This window comes from Shewanella gelidimarina (assembly GCF_023283945.1).
GTDB classification, from domain to species: domain Bacteria; phylum Pseudomonadota; class Gammaproteobacteria; order Enterobacterales; family Shewanellaceae; genus Shewanella; species Shewanella gelidimarina.
In genome coordinates, this window is the sequence record NZ_JAKIKW010000014.1 from 1 (window position 1) to 19,025 (window position 19,025).

General features: G+C 38.7%; 12 protein-coding genes and 1 pseudogene. 5 read left to right on the forward strand and 8 right to left on the reverse strand.

Annotation, left to right across the window (positions count from 1 at the left end):
• Positions 1-95: 95 nt before the first annotated feature.
• From L2729_RS12750 to L2729_RS21835, 8 genes and pseudogenes are all read right to left on the reverse strand, one after another.
• Positions 96-929, reverse strand: coding sequence for a hypothetical protein (locus tag L2729_RS12750; protein WP_248988615.1), 834 nt, complete (start codon positions 927-929; stop codon positions 96-98).
• Between the two features lie 118 nt (positions 930-1,047).
• Positions 1,048-3,885, reverse strand: a complete 2,838-nt coding sequence (locus tag L2729_RS12755; protein ID WP_248988616.1) for a DEAD/DEAH box helicase — start codon at positions 3,883-3,885, stop codon at positions 1,048-1,050.
• A 426-nt stretch (positions 3,886-4,311) separates the two neighbouring features.
• Positions 4,312-4,779: a restriction endonuclease subunit S domain-containing protein gene (locus L2729_RS12760; RefSeq protein ID WP_248988617.1), complete on the reverse strand. Its 468-nt coding sequence runs from the start codon at positions 4,777-4,779 to the stop codon at positions 4,312-4,314.
• 482 nt (positions 4,780-5,261) lie between these two features.
• Positions 5,262-6,116: a hypothetical protein gene (locus tag L2729_RS12765; protein WP_248988618.1), complete on the reverse strand. Its 855-nt coding sequence runs from the start codon at positions 6,114-6,116 to the stop codon at positions 5,262-5,264.
• 89 nt (positions 6,117-6,205) lie between these two features.
• Positions 6,206-6,643: a hypothetical protein gene (locus tag L2729_RS12770; RefSeq protein WP_248988619.1), complete on the reverse strand. Its 438-nt coding sequence runs from the start codon at positions 6,641-6,643 to the stop codon at positions 6,206-6,208.
• Between the two features lie 150 nt (positions 6,644-6,793).
• Positions 6,794-7,696 carry a DUF5677 domain-containing protein gene (locus L2729_RS12775; protein WP_248988620.1) on the reverse strand — a complete coding sequence of 301 codons (903 nt, stop codon included), beginning with the start codon at positions 7,694-7,696 and terminating at the stop codon, positions 6,794-6,796.
• 950 nt (positions 7,697-8,646) lie between these two features.
• Positions 8,647-9,432, reverse strand: coding sequence for a helix-turn-helix transcriptional regulator (locus tag L2729_RS12780; protein WP_248988621.1), 786 nt, complete (start codon positions 9,430-9,432; stop codon positions 8,647-8,649).
• A gap of 18 nt (positions 9,433-9,450) precedes the next feature.
• A pseudogene (locus tag L2729_RS21835) lies at positions 9,451-9,984 on the reverse strand (YbhB/YbcL family Raf kinase inhibitor-like protein).
• A gap of 869 nt (positions 9,985-10,853) precedes the next feature.
• Between L2729_RS21835 and L2729_RS12790 the strand changes: the two are divergent.
• The 5 genes from L2729_RS12790 to L2729_RS12810 all read left to right on the forward strand — a co-directional run bounded on the left by L2729_RS12790 (position 10,854) and on the right by L2729_RS12810 (position 18,647).
• Positions 10,854-13,007 carry a S8 family serine peptidase gene (locus L2729_RS12790; protein WP_248988622.1) on the forward strand — a complete coding sequence of 718 codons (2,154 nt, stop codon included), beginning with the start codon at positions 10,854-10,856 and terminating at the stop codon, positions 13,005-13,007.
• A gap of 12 nt (positions 13,008-13,019) precedes the next feature.
• Positions 13,020-13,493, forward strand: coding sequence for a hypothetical protein (locus L2729_RS12795; RefSeq protein ID WP_248988623.1), 474 nt, complete (start codon positions 13,020-13,022; stop codon positions 13,491-13,493).
• 120 nt (positions 13,494-13,613) lie between these two features.
• On the forward strand, positions 13,614-16,235 hold the full coding sequence (locus tag L2729_RS12800) for a TonB-dependent receptor plug domain-containing protein (protein WP_248988624.1): 2,622 nt from the start codon (positions 13,614-13,616) through the stop codon (positions 16,233-16,235).
• 311 nt (positions 16,236-16,546) lie between these two features.
• Positions 16,547-17,083, forward strand: coding sequence for a phiTE_072 family protein (locus L2729_RS12805; protein WP_248988625.1), 537 nt, complete (start codon positions 16,547-16,549; stop codon positions 17,081-17,083).
• 433 nt (positions 17,084-17,516) lie between these two features.
• Positions 17,517-18,647, forward strand: coding sequence for a major royal jelly family protein (locus L2729_RS12810; RefSeq protein ID WP_248988626.1), 1,131 nt, complete (start codon positions 17,517-17,519; stop codon positions 18,645-18,647).
• The last annotated feature ends 378 nt before the right edge of the window (positions 18,648-19,025 follow it).

The window sequence follows — 19,025 nt, forward strand, 5'->3', positions numbered from 1 at the left end:
TTACAACCAAGTCAGGCCACATCAGTACAACGGTGGTTTGACGCCTGCAGAGTCTGAACGATTATTTCAGAATGACTCTAAGTCCTTGGCCAAAATTAGTTGACCACTTCAGTAGGTTCATAAGCAACAAAAGATAAATCTTCTATGTTCTTTAAAGTGAACTTAGGATCATTAACAATGTGATCATCGGATGGAAAACCAAAGGCAGCTGCTAAGGACTTAGTAATGGTTTCGAGACTCAGAACTATTTCATCTCCCTTAAGGTTTTCTGAAAGGCGTTTAATATATTCATAGACCGTTGGAAACTTAGCCGATGCAAGCATGTTTGCATGCAATGCCTTAGTTTTTTCATGGGCTTGGCTTTCTTTTTCAGCTGCCCGTTTACTTTTCTCTAGCTCTAGTTTTGCTTGTTCCGTATCTAACTTAACCTTTTCAGCGATAGCTTCTTCTCTTTCCATTTCAGCAACTTTTGTTGCAGCTTCGGCTACAGTCTTCTTAGCATTAGCTTCTATCTGCTCAATATCAGCTTTTATCTTAAGGCCAATATAGTCATTTTCGGGGTTGGACTTATACTTCTCCTCATTAAGCTCGCCAAGCTTCTTTTCCTTTTCAATGTCAGTTCCTACAACTTCATTGTGTCTCATTAACTCAGAATGTCTCTTTAACTTTTGAGTCAGTACATTTAAGTATGGCAAGCCAAACACATAAACTAATGCCACCAGTAGTGGCCACAACCAGAACTGTAAATCAGCAAAATTGGCTGTTTCTTGGAAAGCTTTTAAACGCATATCAAGTTTGCCTTCCCCCCAAAACAGTAGCAAGAATTTATCCCAGTTAAATAAAACCCACGCACTTATAAATGCACCAACAACCGGGCTCGTTAGCTTAATTTCACTATCCTTTGCCCACTGAGAGAGTATGTCCTTCACTACTTATATTTCCTATATTTTTTGCTAAACAGCCTGTTCGACGATGGTGTCGGTGAGTTAAACTGGTACCAAGTAAGTAGTAACTAACTGCACCCCTTTGATCCTTATAATCATATCGCTAATGATTAACAGTAAGCCCCTTCCCTAATAAGCCTAAAGCATCTGTAAAGTAAGGCAGTGCAGACCACTGTTTATAACAGCCAATTATATATACCCGTTTTTTTGCCCTAGTCACAGCAACATTAAGTAAATTAGGCTTGCTAGCAGCCCACTTAGCTGCTCCTGCGCTTTCTGTTGCGCCTAGAACAAAAATCACCAGTTTTTCCTCTTTACCTTGAAAAGTATGGACTGTACCCACTCGCCCTTTTAGCCAGTTAGTAAATTTCGAACTTGGTACATCTGCATGTGAAAAATTTTGTTCAAGGTAATCAAGTACCCCTACCTTCACATTCGAAAATGGTGAAATGATGTAGCAGTCAGGTAAATCGTTTTCTTCATCAACGAACTCATAAATCATATTGAGAACATGCTCTGCTTGCTCAGGTACATAATGCTTACCATCTTCAGAGCCGCTAATGTCAAACCAACAACTCGGTCCCCACACAAACTGAGCAGATTCAGCTATTTTATCTAAGCCATGTAACATTTTATTGTTATAAGCTATTTGGTTAGAAATTGAGAACATAGGATCACTACAACGTCTATGAACACGAAGTGGACTGCCTAACCATTTATCAACTGCAATTTGCGAGGTTCCATAAGGATTCACTCTATCGGCTAACTCTTGTACTGAAATCATAGAAGGAGACCAATCAAACCAATTTTCTTGGAGTAGCCTTCGACCTAAATGTTCAACAATATCGGGAGGCGTTGTAAATACAGGCTCAATTTGAAGCGGGTCACCAACGACGACTGCTTTTTGGGCTCTCAATAAAGCGCCTACAGCTTGGGGAGGAGTTGCTTGACCAGACTCATCAATAAACAACCAGCCAATATCACCCTGCCCAAAACTTGAAAATTGATTTGCGACCGAAGCAAAGGCTGATGACACAACTGGGCATACCATAAATAACGTTTGCCACATGAGCTTAGCATCAGCTGGCAGTGCTATTTTATCTTGTAATAAGTTGGGCAATTGATTAATAGTCTGCTTAAAACTAGTATCATAACTTGCTACCAACCAAGCTTGATGAAGTTCAAATGCACTTGCCGATAATTTAGAGCGTAATAGATTTAGTTTACCGCTATGACCAAACGCTTTACGCTGAATACAATCTGAATCTAAACTTTCATTTTCTTGTGAAAATATTACATCATGATGCACTTTTACAATGAGTACACAATCATTTAATTCACGCTTGAGCTTCGTCTCAAAAAGGTTCGCAAGACTTTTAAGCTTTTCACTCTTCAACCTTTTTTGTTCGGTCAGCATGCTATATGCACTACAAATGGCACGTGACCGACACCCTTTAACAATTTTATAATGCCACCAAGGTAAGCATTTACGCTTTAATTTTGCTAGATTTGCCATGTGCCTTTTATAAGTTAACTCACTTTCTAAATAGGCTATTCTCATTGTTTCAAATTTGCGCTTTTTAGCCTCAAGCGCCTCTAAGCGCTGCAAGTCACTCAAAGCTTGTTTAACTGCCTTTTCAGACTTTAAATAAGCCAGTTGCGCATTTGCAAACTGCTTGTTGGGATCACCTTCCTTAATGATCGCTTTGATCGCATCAACAAGCGTCGAATAATGACTAGATATTTCGTCTGTACTCATGCTCTGTGGCTTATCAAAAAAAACTTTGCTGCTAAACCTTTTCCGGTTTCCGGAGTTACCTAATGCTGCGGCAATGAATCCCCAACAATCATCTTGCTCAGCTAAAGCGAGTAATCTTTTGGGTTTTTCTTTATCGTTTACTGTAGCCGCGACTTTTTGCGCGACCGGTTTTAAGTAACTAAGTTCTTTAAACTCACTTCCTAAAGCTTTAGTTTGGGGAAGTTCCTTAGTTATATTTTCAACAGCGGTGTTATTACTCGATACCACCACCATTTCATAGCCAATTAAGGCCGGAATGAGTACTTTTACATCAACGGGTTTGTCACCAACTTTAATTTTTTTACTGGATGCAAATGCTGCCTCTGCATTTTTTAATCCAGCTAAAACCTTTGCTCTTTGAACGATATTGTCGGCAATAATATCGCGTAACATCGTCGTTTTACCGGTACCTGGCGGACCATTAACCGAATATAATCCACCTAGGTTAAGCTGCTCATCTAAGGTATTGATGGCAAATTGCTGCATTAAACTCATAGTATGCGCAGGATCATCTGGCCAACGGCCTAATGGTGTATTTTTAATCTCTAACTTATGTCTTACAATATTTTCGCCAGCTTCATGTAGTAAATCAGCTTGATAACTTGGCGTAGCGAGTAAAAAAGCTCGCAAAGGAGAGCACTCGCTCAACTTATCTGTTTGAACCAGCTTAATAGCATTGGCAATATCATTAACAAAAAAACTATTTAATAGAGGTATGTCATTTTCATTTTTCAGTGATGCGGTATCACTATCAGAACTAGATGAAGGGCTGTCTTCCTCAATATCAGTTTCTTTAATTAATAGTGGTAGACGTTTAAATTGCTCAATTGTTTTATGCGGTAATGCTAGGGCGCTTGCTAACGGCTTATCTTTGGGTGGTTTATTTAGCTGAACGATAAGCGCAAAGCGGGTTTCATCAGGAACAAAACCAGCCCACTCAGATAGCAATTTAAGAATTTCAAATAATTCAAAATGAGTAAACGCACTACTGGCATCAGTTTCACTTTTAATATTGCTCGCAAGTTTATGTATTTGCTGTAGGCGATCAGTAAACACTTGTACTTCTGCGTCAAAGTCGTCTTTACTTAGTTGATCAACATTACCTTTTAATAACTTACCCAATGCCCACGGTGCTGTAGACATTTCAAGCGTATCCAGTTGCAGTTCCGCTTGGCTGTTCAGCTTGATTTTTGCACAGCACGTTATCCCGTCATCATCACGACGTTGCTGCCAATCTTCGTCACTTTCAGTATTTAATACCGATATATTTTCATGTTGTTTAAAGTACCTATTTGCTTGCTGCGCAAATTCGCTACGGTTAAATAAGCCTAGATATAAGGTAAATGAGTAAGCTTTGTTAGGCTGATAATCCTTTCCTGCCAAACGAATACATTGACGATTAAACCAGGGTAAGCATTGAGGATCTAAAGAGAGTTCTTTCGAAGTAAACTGCAGCGCACCGCCGTCGCCATCAGGTAATAGCTTTTTAAGATCTAAGGTACTAAAAAACTCTGTTTGTAACCAGAACGACAAGACTTTAAGTGCATGCTGTTTATCAAAGCTCATGGCCTATTTTACCGCCTGTTCGACGATGGCATCGGTGAGGTGGAGCTGGGTAGTTTGGGCATCAGTTAAACGGGCTTTGAGTTGGTCGCACAAATCCATTAGCTCATCGACTTTTGCGACAATTTTATCTTTCTCTTGCTTTGGTGGTATTGCGATTAAACAACCTCGTAATTGAGTTTTGTTTATTGAAGCAAGGTTAGTAGTTTGTTTACTTGACCCTGCAAAATAATCACGAGCGTAAAGACCATTCAGGTACTTTTCTAACCAGACCTCGCTTTGTTCTTCAAGAAAGATACGGGCTTTAAATACGTGATTCTGATGAGCTACATACGGCAATTCATCCGACCAAATCGCAGTACGACCAACTTTGTCCCTAAACATGTGAGTTTTCCAACCAGCTTTACTGATCGATGGAGTGATAAACTTGGTACAGATATCGCGTTCGCTAAGTTTCTTTTTATCTAAGCTCATCCCTAAACTCACTCCTAACAAAAATTATCGCACACCCTCGGATTGTAGATTGTGCCACACCACATCCTGTAAACACACGATTCATATCAAGAAAATAGGAAACAACTTCAAATCTAATCAATACTAAACGAGCAAGTTCGTAAACTCTATCACTAGTAAATGTCGCGACCAATGGAGTGCACAATAGAGTGGTTGTAGCTAAAAACATAGACCAGGTTTTATAGCCTACTAAGCACCTCATCAGTTAGTATCTTTCCCGCCAACACTGAAGGCCTTGGCGACCCGGCCAAATGTGATGAGGTTTACTTTAAGAATGAGACTAAGCCGCTTATCCGGAAGATGGTTAATGCAGTAGAGCAAGATCCCGTAGTAGGCGGCAAGTTGGAATTGGTGTTTGATTTGGGATGAGCTAGATATGAAATAGGCCGTGTAGCAATAACTACACGGCCTATTGAATTTGGTAAAGCCTAAATCACCTACAATTATTGTAGTGGCAGTGCTTTCAAATGCTTTTCAAGAGCTTCATTCATTAATTTTAACTTATAATAGAAACTAGCATCAAAGAATATTTGACTTGAAATAAAAAATGGTTCAACTATTTTTTCCATTAATTTATCGGGGCTAAAGGGAGTTTTTGGCGTGTTATTATCCCATAAAATCACCTGTCCCGTAGTAACGTCATATTTCCAATTTCGATGAGACGCAGCATTTCTTAACCATACAATATCCTTGTGTAACAGCAAAGGGTAATTAGATTTTAAGCTTTCCACTTGTTGTGGCATACCCCCTAGCTTTTTACTCGGATATTTATTTTCATTAGATAACACATACTTACATGAAACTAGAAATGATAGATAAACTTTATAGCAATCTTCAATTAAAGTTGGTGCAATTGAAATTACTTTTCTAGCTAGCTTTTCGCCACTAAGTCCGTCTAATTGAGCAACTAGGCTATGACCTTCAAGCCTGTTTTCCATGGAGCCAAGAATTCCGGAAGATTCGATTAGCTCAACAGCTTTATTTGGTTCAACAGCATCAACATCAGCAAACAACTGTAACAACTGATCAAAAATTCGATTAGCAGCATTTCGTTCTTTAACTGTTTGAAGTTGTGTACCTAAAGTTTGAGAAAGTAACTCAATAAAATTTTCTTGAGAGCTTAATATATCAATGAGTTGAGGTTCCATTTTATTTAGCATGCCTTCATCAACTTCTAATGCATTCTCAAATCTACTTTTAAAATCCGATAATGACGATAAAGGCGCTTCAAAGTCGACAACCTCTCCGCGCTCTAGCTCATCAAGCACTTTTTTAAGCTCATCCGTTTCTTTAAACATCTACCTCTCCTAAATTTATAACGCCTTGCTAAGTGGAAAATAATGGTTGGTTATAATCGCGAAGCACTGGCCAAATGTTATGCACAACCTTAAAAACTGGTTAAATCATCAGCAGTTACGGTAGTATCTTTGCCTTGAATAATTTTACGAATTTTAACCAACATTTGCTTAGTGGTTGTCATACCCTGATGAGCAAGAAGATTGTTTAATTCTTTTGTTTCTTCATCTGGTAACCATAAAGAAGCTTCCCATAATAGCTTGTGAAGGTGTTTTTTATCTACTGGGTTACTAACCCACTCAGCTAGTAATTCAGCAACGAAAGCAGACTCTTCACGCTTTTTGGTATTAAAACTGAGGACAGATTTGATTTCTTCTAATTTATTATCATACTCATGCTTGATAGAGTAAGTTATTTTACCTTTTAGCCAGACGGCAATTAAAAATTGAATTCCAGATAGTAAGATTGTAAATAATCCAAGATCAGTCCATCCCAGTATCATACCGAATTCATTAATGCTACTTTCCATTTCCTCTCCAAACTATGATATATGTATAACGCTGCATTAAGATGTGAGCAACGCTACTACCATGCTTAAACCATTGCGTCTTAAACACGAAACCCAACCTTGAACTAAGAATGCCATGCGTTGGGAATCACTCTAAAATACTTTTTAGGTTCATTTCACTTGTATTTGCTCTCTTATTAGTTCTGGACCGCGCTCAACAACGAGAGTTATGGTTTCAACTGTTTTATTTGTTAATTGGCCTAAACTTTCTACGTCTATTCCAAATTTCGCGATATACATTGCCGAAGCCGTAATATGATATTTTAGGGCAGTTAGAAGAAGATAAAGTGAAAAGTTATATTGTTCAATCCACTGTGCCTCTTCCATTCCTGAAACGTTTTCTATAACACGAGACATTATTTTATTCAGGATATCTTCAGCGTCGTTATGTGCTTGAGAACACAGTGCTGCATAAACTGTTCTATAACCGACTTCATCATCAATTTCTTTAAAGCGGTCAAATATACTAGGCCATTTCAGATCTACTGCATCAAAATCCACTCCGGAAAGCTTCAATGAGCCCTTTAAAGCTTCTTCATAATAATTAAGTGACGCTTCTTTTTCTAAAATCCTATCCAAATGATGATCTTTTGCATCTTTTGAATAAGCTGATGCTTCAACACTCTGTTTCCAGTTTTTATTTTGCTTACGCTCTGTTACCAGGTGATTCTTGAAATAGGCGATTTGCTTACCCATAGCATCACCAAGACTAACGTAGTGTAAGTTGACTGCACCTTCGATAGCCGTTCGACTCAGTGCTTCGCTTGATTGGAACTGTCCAATCAAAAAACAGCTTAGAACTCCACAACAATACTCATAGTTTCTTTTGTACATGTCGTGCATAGTTGGCCAAGGAACATTTTTTACTAATTCGTCTTGATTCTGTTCACACAGTTCTTCAACCAACTCATTGGATTTTTCCAAATACAATATTGCATTATATAAAGGCTCATTGAGATCCATATCTTGAGACAAAGCTCTTTTCTCAATAAAATTCACCACTAATTTGTCCATTTACTCTCCTAAATCTCTAATGTTTTTATATTACGGCCCTTGCAAGGTTAAAGCCTATGATAACCAAATAAATGGCGCATGATATTGTTCTATATAAAATTTCACAAAAAATATTGCATATGACAAACATTACCATTCCAGACTCGTAGTGCTGTTCAAAAACACAGTGTTATCACGTAAACTAAGCAGATTAAATCAATTGGGAGGTTGTGATACGGCTTCTTTGTCCCGGCTGTGGTTCTGTTGCTATAATTGGAAAAATAAATCGGCTGAGTCTGACCCATGCCGTTCTGTATTGTTCATGAGCTACACCATAAAATTTATCGGTTTTATGGTTACGAAAAAACGACACAGTAGAGCCGAATGAGCTTATATTGGTAAAAGGACAAATTTGTCCATAAGACTCCAGACAGCCCGTATTGCATTAACAACCTTTGCACTAATTCACTTTAAGAAAAAATATTATTGATTAGTTCAGAGAATAGCGGTGGTACCATCAAATTAATGTAACACCCAATGGAACACCACGAGAGGCACAGAGCAACCAACACCAAAATAAACAATACCTTACTAGAGCAACTAGAGCCCCGCCGCCTCCACCAAATATAAAAAGCCCCGATACGAAAGTATCGGGGCTTTTTTCTGCCTGTAAAACACCAAAATCAATAACTGAGCGTCTATTAACGGCTATTACATTAATGGCAAGTGCAGTTAGGCTGCCCGCGAGCTTCTTGCTAAAGGCATTGTCTCTCAATCTCACCTACAACAAAACAAAGCGAAATTCCCCAAGAATGATTAACAGCATATTCAGAATCCTTCTTTAGTTCATTTCAGAAACAAAAGTAAGCATTGAGAAAACTTTAGCTCACCGAATTAAGATTAGTAAAGCAAAGACAAAGCAATGGAGGAAATATCAAAATTAGAAAACACTCGTTTTCTGGCCATCGGAATTATTTAACGACGACCGTTTTAATATAATCACTTGGTGTCTGACCGAATTTTCCTTTGAAACGTTGACCAAAACGCCCTTGGGATTGATAGCCGCACAATTGCGCTAGCATTGCGACGTTGTAGTGACCATTTTGCATTAAATACAGCGAATGGTTTAAGCGTACTTCTACCAGCACTTCCCTATACTGCGAGCTTTCTTGCTTGAGTTTCCTTATCATAGTTGCACGGCTCATAGCAAAGCGTTTTGCTACTGCTTCTAGCGTATGATCCTCACCAGGAGAGTACGACAGGTAGCGACTCAATTTCTGAGTTAATGTCGTGTTCTTACTAGTAAATAGGTGATGTAATACACCCCGCTCCGCCAACTGTTGATAAACCCCCATGACCCAAAAAGTTTGCATTTCGTTACTCATGCTGTGTAGGTCAAATGAGAACAGCGCATTGAGAGTATCTTGCAACGCTTTGTCGGCTTCTACCATAAGAGTTTGCCCTCCATCTCCGTTGCGCTTACTCTGTTCAATCATCCAATCACTAGGTAAGCAATAGAAGTTAAATACCCTGGAAAGAAAACGCCTTTTTTGTGGTACGTTCTCAAAGCTCAATGAGACAGAAGCTTCACAGAGTAATAATCCTAAGTGAGAAATGTCTATGACTGAATCTTTCCAAAATAAACGCTTACTGCCAGTAATGATTTGAATAATACTAGGGGAATGAATCCTCACGTTTCTAAGCCTCTGGAGTTGTTCGGCACGAAATGTTGTAACTTGATATTGATGACTCATCATTCCCATTTACCTTTCAATCTAGCGTTTATAAGTAGCGGTCAATTTCGCTTTGCCTAACGCATTGCTGTTCAATGAAAAACCCACGACAGCAGCTGGTGTATTTTCATCTAGCTGCATTTTTGAAGTCGGTAACGCCCAAATTGTAAATTGATAACGGTGCATGCCATCTCCTTTTGGAGGGCAAGCACCACCGAAACCTACGGTGCCGTAATCGATACGAGATTCTTTTCCATTCAACTTTTTATATTCACACCACGCGGCAGTTCATTCACCGACGCAGGAATATTGAATGCTACCCAATGCCAAAAACCACTGCCTGTTGGTGCATCTGGATGCATAAGCTGTTATTGCAAAGCTCTTAGTCCCTGCAGGTGCATCTTTCCACATTAGCTGTGGTGACTGATTGCCACCACCACAACCCCAGTTGTTGAATTCAAAGGTCTTGGCCATTGGATGTCCTTCTTTAATATCTTTACTCGTTAACTCAAACCCTTGAGCCGAGCCAACCGCCAATACGCCTAGTGCTAATACAGATATAGTGATTACTTTCATAATTATGTTCCTATTCTTGAGTATGAACTAAGTGTATTCCTCCCAAGAAATATTTTGAACTCAGTAAGTATCACAAATAGTCATTATGCATTGCCTTTTGATACTTTAAGCGTAAATAAAAATTAGGACTCAAGTCTTGCCTTTTTCCACTCGTTATTGTCTTTTCTACAGACTAGTAATATATCAATTGTCTAGTTTTAAATTTAAGTCATATGTAAAAAATCAGTCAACATCCAAATATTTTATATGGTTACAAAGTTACTTTATTCATACTTAATCATGCCTTTCGTACCTACTAATACAACTTTAATAAATAGAAACTTAAAAAGTAAATCAAAATCCGACTAAATATGACTCGCTAACCTACGACGACTCATAAGAGACAACAACCTATTTGTTACAAGACTGTTAGTGAAAAATCAGTCATCCAGTTTAAAAACAAGTGAAACTCTTTGTAATTTCACTTCGCACATCAACAAACAGTTTCTTAAGTTAAACTTTAAGTTAAGCAAACTAAAAGTATATTAAATACAAATATTCATTCTAGAGTTGCTTTACACATAGTAGTTAATTAATGCCTCTTTCAGGTAATAAATCGAAATTTATTCCTAACTCATCCAAAGTTCCACTTCTTAAATTAAAATTAATCGATGTTGTTTTTTTGTTAGATTTATATCAACAACTAATTATATAGCAATAGCTTAAGCGATACTTTCATGTGAACAAGATGTAACCACTTATAGATAGATACATCCTGTTACATGTGTTGAGTTTGGAGGTGGTTTTATATCTTTTACATTGAAGCCGCTTCGTATCAATCGAAGGAAGGAAGTTAATTATTAAAAGGTATTTATAAAAAGGTATTAAAAATGTATAAAAAAACAATACTTTCTATTTGTATTACTACAGCTATTTTAGCCGGCTGTGGTAGTGATAAGAATGATAGTAATAAGAACATTTTGTCACCGACAAGCTCTGATGTAACGGTCAGTGCAAGGCAGTCAGTTACCGTTACGGGTACACTTACTGGAAACGATAAAGATAGCGATATTACTTTCTCAATCGTTGATCCTGATTCAGTAAAATTGGGCAAGCTAGTCATAACTGATGCAGCGAAAGGCACATTCACTTACACCACTTCTGCTAGCGAAGGAGTTGAGGTCATTAATTTTAAAGTTAGTGACGGGGTAAATAAGGACTCTATATCAGAACTAACGATTAACATTGATGGAGGTGATCCGCTATATACTCAACAATGGCACTTAAATAACACGGCTCAGAACTCGTTTTCCTTAGGTCGAGGTCTAGCTGGTAACGATCTTAATGTTGAGGGCGCAATTTCGAGCGGTGCTACCGGCAAAGGTATTATCGTTGCTGTTGTGGATAACGGTGTAGAAATTTCCCATGAAGATTTACAGAATAATGTAATTGCCGGGGGCTCTTATAACTTAATTACCGGGACAAATAATCCAACACCTTTTGCAAATAGCGCTGCGCATGGAACTGAAGTCGCCGGTATTATTGCGGCTGAAGGGTGGAACGGTATAGGCGGTCGTGGAGTTGCGCCAGATGCAAGCTTAGTGGGCTTCAACTTTTTAGATCAAGATCCATTATGTGCTCAACCTACATTAGATAATTTCTCAACTTGTTTAGCTGGTGTGCAGACATTTTCTAACTTCGCTAAATCCCATGGTAAGAGTGCTTTTAGCGACACCGCAAGAGTGTTTAATCAAAGTTACGGCTATTCACCAACCCTACCCTTTACTGCCGATACAGATGAAGACGAGCTGATGCTAGATGTCGTCAATCATGGTCCAGATGGAAATGGAAGTTTATTTGTAAAAGCTGCTGGCAACGGATTTCAATACTTCAAATTTCAAAATGCATATTGGGCACCAAGTATCGCAGTAATCAGAGGTGAAGATAACAACCACGGTCTACCTTTCCACAATGCCAATATGTCACCAGATAATACTAACGTGTTCAATTTGGTTGTTAGTGCAACCAATGCAGCAGGTCAATTATCAAGCTATTCATCGATTGGCTCTAACGTGTTTGTCGCTGGAGCTGGTGGAGAATATGGTGTAGAAGCTCCTGCCATGGTGACAACCGATAGAATGACTTGCACAAAAGGAAGCGCAACAACCAATGATCGCCCCAGTACGGGCTTTATGGGCGGCGCTCATCCTCTAAATGAGCAATGTAACTACTCATCAACAATGAATGGAACATCAGCTGCAACGCCAAGTGTAGCAGGTGTTATCGCATTGATATTAAGTGCTAATCCTGATCTAAACTGGCGTGATGTTCGTGAAATATTGGCGAAGACATCAACCAAAATAAACCCTGAACTATCACCAATAATGCTCGATGTTGCTGGTAAAGCTGATTTTGAAGCTATGGGTGCATGGATTGATAATGCTGCAGGCTACCACTTCAATAACTTATATGGCTTTGGTCGCGTAGACGCAACAGCCGCAGTAAATCTTGCTAGGGCCTATAAAGTAAATTTAGGCGTTTACGTCATTAGTGATTGGACTCAAAAAGACAAATTAGATAAGGCAATTCCTGATGGCAATCCAAGTGGCGTAACTGATTCGAATACAGTTCTAGACAACCTCGTTATTGAGGGGGTTCAAATAGAGCTAAACATCGATCATAAGCGCTTACCTGACTTAGCTATCGAGCTTATATCTCCATCCGGTACTCATAGCATGGTCATGACACCATACAACGGTTTTACATACCAAGGTGTCGCAGATCAAACGAAACCTGACGAAATCGTTACAGGCTATGTAGATACCCCAATGCTATCTAATGCTTTTTATGGTGAAGAGTCGGCTGGCGATTGGACTCTTAAAGTGACTGACGTAAATAACGGCCAATATAGCTTCTGGACTCAATATAGAGCAGGTACAGCTCAGAATCCTACCGCTAATAAGAAAGTCGTTGAAATACCTAACGATGCAAACGGGCTACTTAAAGGTTGGTCTATCCGTTTCCATGGTCATGCAGCCAGCTAATTGGAGTTACAAATGAAAAATTTTAAAACAGTTATTTGCTTATCTGTATTACTCACCTCCTTTGTAGGAACACTTGCGTTCGCTGAGTCGAATAAAGCTGAGAAGCTAGAAGTGGCTGATACTAAAATAAATGAACAAAACCTCGTTGACCGTACATCGTCTACAGAAGGTGCATACAAAGTGCTGCAAGGTGACTCCATTGTTCGTTCAGATACCCTCAACAAAGGTCAAATTGTCTTTGACCGATTGTCTCAACCATCAATAGTCACGGGTGATCTTGTTATTAAGCTGCGAGATAGTGCGTCATCGGAAACATTTGCTAAAGACCATGGTCTGTCTGTTTCTATGAATACGGAATCTAACTTAGGGGTTTATACACCTATTAGCGATGCTGGCTTAGTTAAATTACTTGAATCAATAAAGAAAGATGCCCGTGTAATTAGAGCCAAGTTGGATAAATCTACTAATAAATATCAAATCCAGTGATAGATATATTTCAATAATCCGAACTAAAAAAAATACATTTATATTAACCCTCTTAGTGATTAGTTTTTAATTAAAACTTCTTGTATCTGAGGGTTATAAGAACAAATTTGGAGATAAACAATGTTTAATACAAATAAATCAACAATCAGTATCCGAATTGCTCTGTTAGCCGGAGCGACAGCAGCTTCAATGGCTTCTATTGGAGCCTTTGCAGCTAATGATGAACAACAAGTTGAACGCATACAAGTAACAGGTTCTCGAATCAAGACGACCGATTTAGAAGGGTCTTCACCAGTAACCACCATTAATATAAGTGACATTGATAAAACGGGTCAAATGTCGGTAGCTGACTTACTTCGTAGCAGCAACTTAAATACGTTTGGTTCAACGTCCGAGCAGTCGGGTAATGCTTCACAATCACAAGCTTCTGTTAGTTTGCGTGGTGTGGGTGCAGACCGAACACTAGTACTGCTTAACGGAAAGAGAATGCCGGGGTCACCAACATTAGGCGGTACCGCAGTAAACCTCAATGCTTTGCCTACTGCTGCTGTTGAAAGAATTGAAATACTAAGTGATGGCGCTAGTGCGATTTATGGCTCTGATGCTATTGCGGGTGTAGTGAACATCATTACTAAGAAGGGATATGATGGGCTAGAAATTTCAGCCACTAAAAGCAATCCTACCCAACCCGGCGGCGAAGAGTGGAAAGCGAGTGTTATCGGTGGTGTGTCTGGCGATAAGGGCAATGTCACATTCTCTGTTGAGCACCAGCAACGCGAAATCATCTTCCAGCGTGATCGTTGGTTCTCTTCTTCTACTAATTTAGATGCTAAAAAATACTCAGATGTAACAGGCGTTTCTACTTATGCTCGTAACTTCAATGACAGCACGTCTTACGTCACAAGCCCATTAGCAGGCTGTAAAAACCCTGATATGGTCGGTGATGGCCATATTTATGATGCAGAAGATGGTGATTACGTATGTGGATACGACTACACATCACAAGCCGCTGATCATGCAGCAAGAAAATATGACGCTGGCTTTGTAAATGCTGATTATCAAATTTCAGATGATGTTCGTTTCGAGGGGCAGGCTATCTACTCCCGCAATCAGACATTTGGACGTTATGCACCAGCTGCGGGGAAATTCAAAGTTGATGCCGGGGCAGTAGACGTTCAACATTATGATGCGTCAGGCAATTATGTAAACACGACTAAGAACGAACATGCAGGGCAAGCGTTATACCGTTTCACTGGTGTAGGTACTCGTGATAGCACCACTACGGATTACACTACAGACTTACAGCTAGGCTTTGTCGGTGAACATGATTCCTTTGGTTGGGACGCTACGTACCATTACAGCCTACAAGAGAACAACAATAACGGTACTGGCTATGTCCATCGCCCAACTGTTGAAGCTTTGGTGAAAGATGGCAAATTTAACTTTGGTCCAGAAGGTAATACACCAGAAGTCATCGCGGCTATTACGCATGATGTATTCCAGCAAGATGCTATGGAGTTTCAAAGCGTGAATGCAGGTATTAACTTCGATGGTGCTGATTTGCTTGGCGCTGGTGAAATGGGCTTGTACTTCGGTACTGAGTTTATGAAGTACAAGTACACATCAAAAGTAGATGCTGAATCAGCTAATGGTGAAATCATTGGCTCTGCTGGTAATGGTTCATCAGGTGATCGAGATGTATCGGCGGCATTTGGTGAAATGTCACTACCAATCACTGATGATTTATCACTAAGTGCTGCCTTACGCTATGACAAGTACTCTGACTTTGGTTCTGCTGTAACGCCTAAAGCATCTATACGCTATGCGGCTACTGATGATTTAGTGCTACGTGCTTCATGGGGTAAGGGCTTTAGAGCACCATCCTTATCTGATTTGTATGCTGCTGATTCATTTAGTGCTGATTTTGCGACTGATTACCATTACTGCGAACAAACGGGTAAAGCTATTTCAGAGTGTAGACAGTCTCAGTACGATGTGACCCGAACAGCTAATGAAGACTTAGAAGCTGAAACCTCTGATTTCTACAATGTGGGCGCTATCTGGGATATAACAGATAACTTTAGTACTAAGATCGAGTACTACAACTTGAAGATAGATAACGTGATCACCTTTGTGTCACTTGATTCATTACTAAGTGAAGAGAAGAAAGTTGGTTATGGCAATTTAGCTTTAGGCAACATCAAGCGCTTTGGTGATAATCCTAATGGTAAGATTGAAGAAGCTACCACTCCGCAAGTTAACGGTAATAGCCTTGCTACATCAGGTATCGACTTTAATCTTGCTTATCGCAACCTAGAAACCTCTATTGGCGATTTCAGCGCTAATATCGATACTACCTATGTAATCGACTACAGCGATGAAGAGTACTTCAATGGCCCTGTACACAACAAGATAGGTCGTAACGGGTTACCGCAGATTCGATCAACAGCTACGTTAGATTGGGAGTTAGGCGATAACACTGCATCACTGGTAGCACATTACATTGACAGCCAAACAGAGAAGACAGACCCTAATACTTATGAGCAGCTAGGACACTTAAGTTCACAAACCACATTTGATGCTAGCTATGGCTATGCAACATCTTGGAATGGAAAGGTATCTATAGGGGTTCGGAACTTAACAAATGAAGATCCAGTATTAGATTCGAATATTGATTATGATAAGACTCTATATAATCTATATGGACGTACTTATAACTTATCGTACACTCAGATGTTCTAAAGTAAGTGGTTTTCACTATGTCACTACTGACTTGTCTTATGCACTCTTAACAAGCTAGATGAAGCCCTTAGCCGAAAGGCTAAGGGCCTCTTATCTATAGCTGTGCCCAACAGGCAGATAAAGTTTAATATGAACATTTCTCCCCTGTCATCCCTACATTACAGGCCAAAAAAATCGAGAGTCGAATAAGGTTAGCATGCAGTCGAAAATATCACATTGATAATACTTTGAAATAATGTGGCGCAATTAAAATGTAGGAATTAATGATCCATTAACTACATGTTAGTTTAAAAACATCAGGAGATAAGACCATGAAAATAAAACATTCAAACTATAATTACATAAATATAAAAATTTATGACCCTCAATGCACAAAACCTTTAAACGTGATAATTAAAGACATATTACCCGGGGTAAGCCAAATAGATTTTTATCGTGTTGACAAATATTATTCAGCTACGTGGGCGGCTATGAAAACTGACATGGTAAAATTTGTCATTTCAATTAGCGATGAATTTTTATCCAAAAATTGTGGAGGACCAAGAAAGATGATAGATGATAATAACGAAGCTATCATTATAATTAAAAAAACGGCATTTGAAGTTCATGGCGCGAAGCATGAAATAACACTAAAATTAAATAGATTCACAGAAAGCGAAGTGAACATGGCTAGAAATCAAATAAGTAGGGAAATGCTTAACCACCTAAATGAAAATGATAGTTTAGAAATTATATTTCCAACCAAAGTAAACCCAGAATGGAATAGCTTTTGTAGAACAACAAAAATACTGAGAGAAGGTTTAATTAAATACAAGGAAGATACTGAATCAACCCTAAAAATTGAGTAACAATGTCTAATTCAGGCCATTGGTAGTATACTGGTTCAGTCTAAAAATTAGAGTGAGTGGTTATAAGTTTATAGAATAGGATATAAATATCCCTCCGTCACATAATCAAATTAAAATATTTAGGCAACTATCGAAAATATTCTTAAAAAAGTAGCATTAAATTAGAGGGATATTGAAGTGAAAGTATGCCATCGTTTTGGTGGGCAGAAATTTATCACTGTTTACTCCCTAACGATTACAACGGGTTTATAGATAATTGAACATCTAAAATACAGAACTAACACTATTATAGATCTATCTGTACTCGTATACAGTTCCCAAATTTAATGATTATAAAAGTATTTTTGATACTGATCTAATTGTTAAAGAGCTTATCAATTAACAATATTCCTTTAGCATAGCAAACACTTAATGACGTAAAAAAGGACTGTTTATGAAATCTGTTGCAATGCTCGTTGCGATAGGGATATTGGGGATATTAATTAAAGATGCTTCTGCAAATCCACTGACAGAATCAGAAGTATTTGCAGAGGTTGACGGTGGTGTCGGAGGGATAACATTCACTTCAGATGACAGAGTCATCTTTAGTTATCACCCTTTCTATGAACCTCAAATAAAAGTAGCAGAGCTATTGCCGGACGGTACAACCTTGCCATTCCCAAATATGGAATGGCAAGGTTGTCAAACCTCCAGCCATGTAGCGAAAAACCCTGATACTTGCCTTAACTGGGTATTGGGAGTTAGAACTGATGAACAAGATAAAGTTTGGATGTTAGATTCAGGACAACAAGCTCCTAGAGTTGAACCCAAGCTAGTAGTTTGGGATACGAAGACTAATCAACTAGATAAAATTATACACTTGCCGTACCCACTTTCGTTACCAGAATCCCAACACAATGACTTTGTTATTTCTAGCCGATTTCAATTAGTTATTATTGCCGATGAAGGTATTGCAGAAGGACCTCTTGGTGATAAAGCAGCACTTGTCGTAGTAGACCTTAAGTCTGGCCTACATAGACGAGTTTTACAGGGACATACGAGTGTAATGCCTGATCACCAAAGGCCTATTGTTGTAGACAAAGGCCAGAAAAATGAAAAATCAATTCCTGTATTTGTAGGAGTCGACGGGATTGCTTTAGACAAAAATCAAAAATGGCTTTACTTCGCTCCTCTCAATAAAGATAAGCTGTATCGCATAAAAATGGCCTATCTTGCAGATGAGAAACTGTCGGAAAAAGAATTAGCTAAGGAAGTAGAGTTTTATGCTTATAAGCCAAATAATGGAGGCTTAAGTATTGATATTAAAAATAACCTTTACTTAACCGAAGTTGGTGAGCGACGTATTGGCATTATACCACCTGATACTCGAAAATACCGTCCCTATTCACAAGATCCTCGTATGATTTGGCCTGACGGAATCAGTTATGGTAACGGTGGATATTTATATACAGGTGCAGCACAACTCCCATTGTCAGCACCATTGAACAATGGAAAAGCGAGCAATACTCCTCCTTATTATATTTTCAGATTCAAGCCACTAGCACCTGGGATTCAAGGAAGATAACCTAGAATATTTTAATTATCAGAATACTTTGATGTTATCAATAGTTTTTACACACTCCAGAAATCAATTTATATACAGTAAAGTAGCAACAAAACTGAAACTGAAATATGTAACGTCAAGTTGGTATCAACACTGCCTTGTATAGGAGAAGTAAATTTATGAACTCATCAAATGTTTAACTTCATTAAACATGATCTGGGTTTTGACTTCATTATTTGCATTAATGGGACTAATAGGCCACCCATTTGAATATTCAGGTGAATCTACGGATTTTTTAACTGTTTATGTCAAAAGTGCCGTTGTACTTATACCAAGTCCAGCTGCAATTTAAGGTAACTTTATTACGTTGATTAATCTAAGCTGACTTAAAGCATTAAA